The organism is Methylobacterium sp. WL7 (assembly GCF_008040085.1).
Classification (GTDB): domain Bacteria; phylum Pseudomonadota; class Alphaproteobacteria; order Rhizobiales; family Beijerinckiaceae; genus Methylobacterium; species Methylobacterium mesophilicum.
In genome coordinates this window covers 1-5,007 of record NZ_VRVG01000216.1, presented here as the reverse complement: position 1 = coordinate 5,007, position 5,007 = coordinate 1, and the positions used below count along the sequence as shown (strand labels likewise).

The 5,007-nt window shown below is 69.4% G+C and carries 4 protein-coding genes; 1 reads left to right on the top strand and 3 read right to left on the bottom strand.

Features of this window, described 5'->3' with window-relative positions; genetic code table 11:
• Positions 1-543: 543 nt before the first annotated feature.
• From FV233_RS28100 to FV233_RS28090, 3 genes are all read right to left on the bottom strand, one after another.
• Positions 544-1,386 (bottom strand): DUF6456 domain-containing protein, encoded by an 843-nt coding sequence (locus tag FV233_RS28100; protein WP_246690118.1) that lies wholly within the window; start codon positions 1,384-1,386, stop codon positions 544-546.
• Between the two features lie 91 nt (positions 1,387-1,477).
• Positions 1,478-1,690 (bottom strand): hypothetical protein, encoded by a 213-nt coding sequence (locus FV233_RS28095; protein ID WP_147899485.1) that lies wholly within the window; start codon positions 1,688-1,690, stop codon positions 1,478-1,480.
• Between the two features lie 115 nt (positions 1,691-1,805).
• Entirely contained in the window at positions 1,806-2,231 is a 426-nt protein-coding gene (locus FV233_RS28090) for a MucR family transcriptional regulator (protein ID WP_246690117.1), read from the bottom strand.
• A 379-nt stretch (positions 2,232-2,610) separates the two neighbouring features.
• Between FV233_RS28090 and FV233_RS28085 the strand changes: the two genes are divergently transcribed.
• Positions 2,611-4,746 (top strand): S9 family peptidase, encoded by a 2,136-nt coding sequence (locus FV233_RS28085; protein WP_147899484.1) that lies wholly within the window; start codon positions 2,611-2,613, stop codon positions 4,744-4,746.
• The last annotated feature ends 261 nt before the right edge of the window (positions 4,747-5,007 follow it).

Here is a 5,007-nt window from a genome sequence, read left to right as displayed (position 1 = left end):
CCTCCCACCCTCCCCCTCGTTCTCAAAGGCCGTGAGCCTTTCGATCCATCGCTCGCGACAAACGGTAACGCTGCAGCATTCCTCGGGAGGTTCATCCCGGCTTCCGATCCAAGGTGGGACATCCCCCGAGGGTTTTGGCCCCAGGTCGATGACGGAGCGCGACACGCCCCCTCTCCCGTGCGGGCTAGCGGATTCACACATCGGGGCCGCCAGGATACGCGAGAGACACCGCGGTTCTCCCTCCCCCGCAGAGGGGGAGGGAGACGCGTTTGGGGTTAGCCTTGGCCCTCATCCGGCAGCGATGTGTGAACGTCGTAGCCCGTGCGAGAGAGGGCTGGGGTGAGGGAACAGATCCATCCGGAGAGGTCGCATCCCTCACCCTGTCCCTCTCCCGCACGGGAGAGGGGACCCGCGGGTCGTGCTTGGGCATAGTCCCGTCCGGCGACGCTCAGGCGTCGGGTGCATGGGACATCGAAGGGCGATCGATCGAAAGACTCACGGCCCCACAGGATGAGGGCCAGGGTTGGAGTCCATCGCCCCCCCTCATGCCCGCCACAGCCGCAACCGCGCGTGGTCCGGTCCGGTCGCCTCGCGCGCCAGGCCGTAATGCTCGGCCAGCCGCCCCAGGGCGATGCGGACCACGTCCTTGGCCGAGCGGGCCGGCCAGCGGCGCTCCGCCTCGATCCGCTCCAAGCCCTTGAGGAAGCCGCACAGGTCGATCAGCAGCCCCGACAGGTCGCCGCCCACGGCGTCGAGGGCGCCGCGGACCCGCTGGCGGGCGGCGATCACCTGATCGGAGGCGGCGGCCGGGTCGCGGGCGCCGCCGCCGTCCACCCGGGGGGCGCCGAGCTCGATCCCCATCCGGGGCAGCATCGCGGCCGTGGTCATGTCCCGGCGCAGCCGCTCACCGGCCTCGAAGGCCGCCGGGTCGATCAGCGGCGCGCCGTCGCCGCCCCGGCGCCGGACCATCCAGGCCAGGGGATTTTCCGACGCGTTGCGCAATGTCGGCTCCGGCGCGCCGCCTCGCTCGACCGTGAGGTCGTGGTGCTGGGCCAGGAACGCCATCCCGTCCGGGGCCCCGCCGCGCCGCAGCCGCGCCTGCCCGGCGGCGGCGAGCGTCAGCCGGGTGCCGCCCGGGTTCCAGGCGGCGAGGTCGGCCTCGACCAGGGCCTGCCCGGCCGCGCAGGAGAAGCGCCCGCTCCCCACCGAGACCCCGTCGCCGCCGCGCCGGACGATCAGGCCGTCCTCGGTGAGCGGGTCCGGCCGGGCATAGGCCCCCGCCTCCCCGAGCCGGGCCAGGAGCCGCGCCGCCTCGGACGTCAGGGACACCCCGGGCGTCGCACGCGCCGCCGCCTTCGCCCCGCTGGACTTCGCCCTTTTGTTCATGGTTTGTTCCAATCGCGATGCGCAACGTCCCGCCGCCTCACCTACCGTGCGATCGGCCCCGGTGTCAAGGTATTTTTACCTAGAACGGGATTCAGGTCCGGCGCTGCCCCGTCGGCGGCTGGCGGAGGATCTCGGCGATCTCCTCTTCGGACTTGCCCCGGACCGCGTAGCCCAGATCTTCGAAGCGATCGATCAGCGTCGCGCTGTCGGCGGTGGAACGCGCGGCCCATTCGGAGAGGACGGCGTTCACCCGCTCGATGTCCTCCGCGGGATCGCCGTCCTGCGGATCGGGAATGGCGTTCATGCTCAGCACCTCGGCGCCGGACGGGCGTTCGACGGCCTCGCAGGAAGCGCGCCATCGCACCCCAACGCCCGACGGCGTCCCGGTTTCCCCGCCCCGTGTCCCGGCCGGCTCGCCCTCAGGCGGCGCTCCGGAGGGCGTCGGGCCGGCCCAGCCCGATCGCCTTGGCGAGTTCGGAGCGGGCCTTGGCGTAGTTCGGCGCCACCATCGGGTAGTCGGCGGGGAGTTTCCACTTCGCGCGGTATTGCTCGGGGCTCATCCCGTACTTCGAGCGCAGATGCCGCTTGAGCGACTTGAACGTCCGCCCGTCCTCCAGGCAGACGATGTAATCCGCCGTCACCGAGCCCTCGACCGGGACCGCCGGCTCCGCCCGCACGTCCGCCGGGCCGGCGTGGTCCTCCACGACCCGTTTCAGGGCCGCGTGGACGTTCCCGAACAACGGCCGCAATTCGCTCACCGGGACGGCGTTGTTGCTGACATAGGCCGCCACGATGGCGGCCGTCGCACCGACGAGATCGATCGCGTTCCTGTTCTCTTTCACCACGAGCCCCCAGATTTCCGAAGACGCGTACGCTTCGCGTCCACCCTCGCCAGTCGAAGCATTGCCTGCCGCAGGCATCAGGACAGAGTGATACCCAGCACAAACAAACGGCCCCACGCCGCGCGTGCACCAATCGATCCCTCATACGAAGGTACAACAGTCGATTTTGTATTACAAGTTAGAATGGCACTACGGACGCCCATCGGGTGCTTCGGTTGTGCGATACTTAAAGGCTCGATTTTCCAGCCATAAGTAGACGGCCGTTGCTTCAAGCCCACTTAAAGTTATGTCCCGGCCGGTTCCGGCGTCGCGGCGGCTTGCGTCCCGGCCCGCGGCGGGACACATCCCCAACCGGGCGTGACGGGACCCGGCGGGAGAGACGATGACGGATATCGGGCGCGGCCTTCTTGCTCACCGGACCGGGGCGCCGGTCGCCGAGATCCGGCCGCGGCGCTTCAGCGTCCACGGCCGGGAGATCGTCGACGACTACGCGTGGCTGAAGGCGGAGAACTGGCAGGCGGTCCTCAAGGACCCCGCCGCCCTGCCCGACGACATCGCCGCCTACCTCAAGGCCGAGAACGCCTTCGCGGAGGCCGCCCTCGCCGGCGCCGCCGACCTGCGCAGGACCCTGGTCTCCGAGATGCGCGGCCGCATCCAGGAGGACGAGAGCGGCGTGCCCGATCCCGACGGGCCCTACGCCTACTACACCCGCCATCGCGAGGGCGGGCAGCACCCGCTGGTCTGCCGGCGGCCGTCCGGCTCGCCGAACGTGCCGGAATCCGGCCCCGACCCGGACGAGACGATCCTGATCGACGGCGACCGGGAGGGCGAGGGCCTGCCGTTCTTCGAGATCGCCGCCGCGGTCCATTCCGACGACCACGGCCGTCTCGCCTGGAGCGCCGACACCAAGGGCTCGGAGCTGTACACGATCCGGGTGCGCGACCTCGCCACCGGGCTCGACCTCGACGACCGGGTCGAGGCGACCTCCGGCGAGGCGGTCTGGGCCGCGGACGGGCACAGCTTCTGGTACGTGGCCCTCGACGCCAACCACCGCCCCGCCAAGGTCATGCGCCACCGGCTCGGCACCGGGCAGGCGGACGACGAGACGCTCTACACCGAGCCGGATGCCGGCTACTTCGTCCATATCGGGCGCACCCAATCGGGGGCGTTCCTCGACGTGACCGCTAGCGACCACGAGACCTCGGAGGTCCGGCTGCTCGACCGGCACGCGCCGTCGGCCGCCCTGCGCCTGGTGCAGGCGCGCGAGCCGCTGCTGATCTACGACGTCGAGCACCGGGGCGACCGGCTCTACATCCGCACCAACGCGGACGGCGCCGAGGACTTCAAGATCGTCACCGCGCCGCTCGACGACCCGGGCCGGGCCCACTGGACCGACCTCGTGCCCCACCGGCCCGGGGTGATGATCCGCCACCTGCACCTGCTGGCCAGCCACCTCGTCCGCCTCGAGATCGAGAACGCAAGGCCGCGGATCATCGTGCGCGACCTCGCCGATGACGGCGAGCACACGGTGGCCTTTGCCGAGGAGGCCTACGCGCTGGGCCTGCGGGGCGGCCACGCGTTCGACACGGCGACGATCCGCTTCGTCTACTCGTCCATGACGACGCCGTCCGAGACCTGGGACTATGCCTGCGACAGCCGCGGCCGGACCCTGCGCAAGCGCCAGGCCGTGCCGTCCGGGCACGATCCGGCCGCCTACGTGACCCGCCGGCTGTTCGCCACCGCCCCGGACGGCGAGCAGGTGCCGATCTCGCTCCTGCACCGCCGGGACCTGGCGCTCGACGGCTCGGCGCCGCTGCTCCTCTACGGCTACGGCTCCTACGGGACGCTGATGCCGTCCGGGTTCCGCACGAACCTGCTGAGCCTGGTCGACCGCGGCTTCGTCTACGCGATCGCGCATATCCGCGGCGGCACCGAGAAGGGCTGGCGCTGGTACCTCGACGGCAAGCGCGAGAAGAAGCCCAACACCTTCACGGACTTCATCGCCTGCGGGCGGGCGCTGATCGCGGCCGGCTACACGGCGGAGAAGCGGATCGTCGCCCATGGCGGCTCGGCCGGCGGCATGCTGATGGGGGCGGTCGCCAACCTCGCCCCGGAGCTGTTCGCCGGCATCGTCGCCGACGTGCCGTTCGTGGACGTGCTCAACACCATGCTGGACGCGGAATTGCCGCTCACCCCGCCGGAATGGCCCGAATGGGGCAACCCGGCCGAGAGCGTCGCGGCGTTCGAGACGATCCTGTCGTACTCGCCCTACGACAACGTCGCCGCCAAGGCCTATCCGGCGATCCTGGCGCTGGGCGGCCTCACCGACCCGCGGGTGACCTACTGGGAGCCGGCCAAATGGGTCGCCCGCCTGCGCGCCACCATGACCGGCGGCGGCCCGATCCTCCTGCGCATCAACATGGAAGCCGGCCACGGCGGCGCGGCCGGCCGCTTCGACCGGCTGGAGGAGGTGGCGCTGATCTACGCCTTCGCGCTGATGGTGGTGGGGACGGTGTAGGGGCGCTACCTAAAAAGCTATAGGATTGCAAAAAATTGAGCATTTTTTGCAATCCTATAGCGCAGATTGCGCGAGATTAAATTCTTAGGCAACATTTAATTCGCCACACCCAAGTTCAGATGACAAATGACGAACATAGACCTCATGCTGCGGGTGACCAAAATTCTTTCGATGATCAATCAAATGATCTGTCAACGCATTCTTTGCGTCGTCAAGCTTACCTAGCTTCCAGTAGATCATAGCAACATCAAGCAGTGGAGC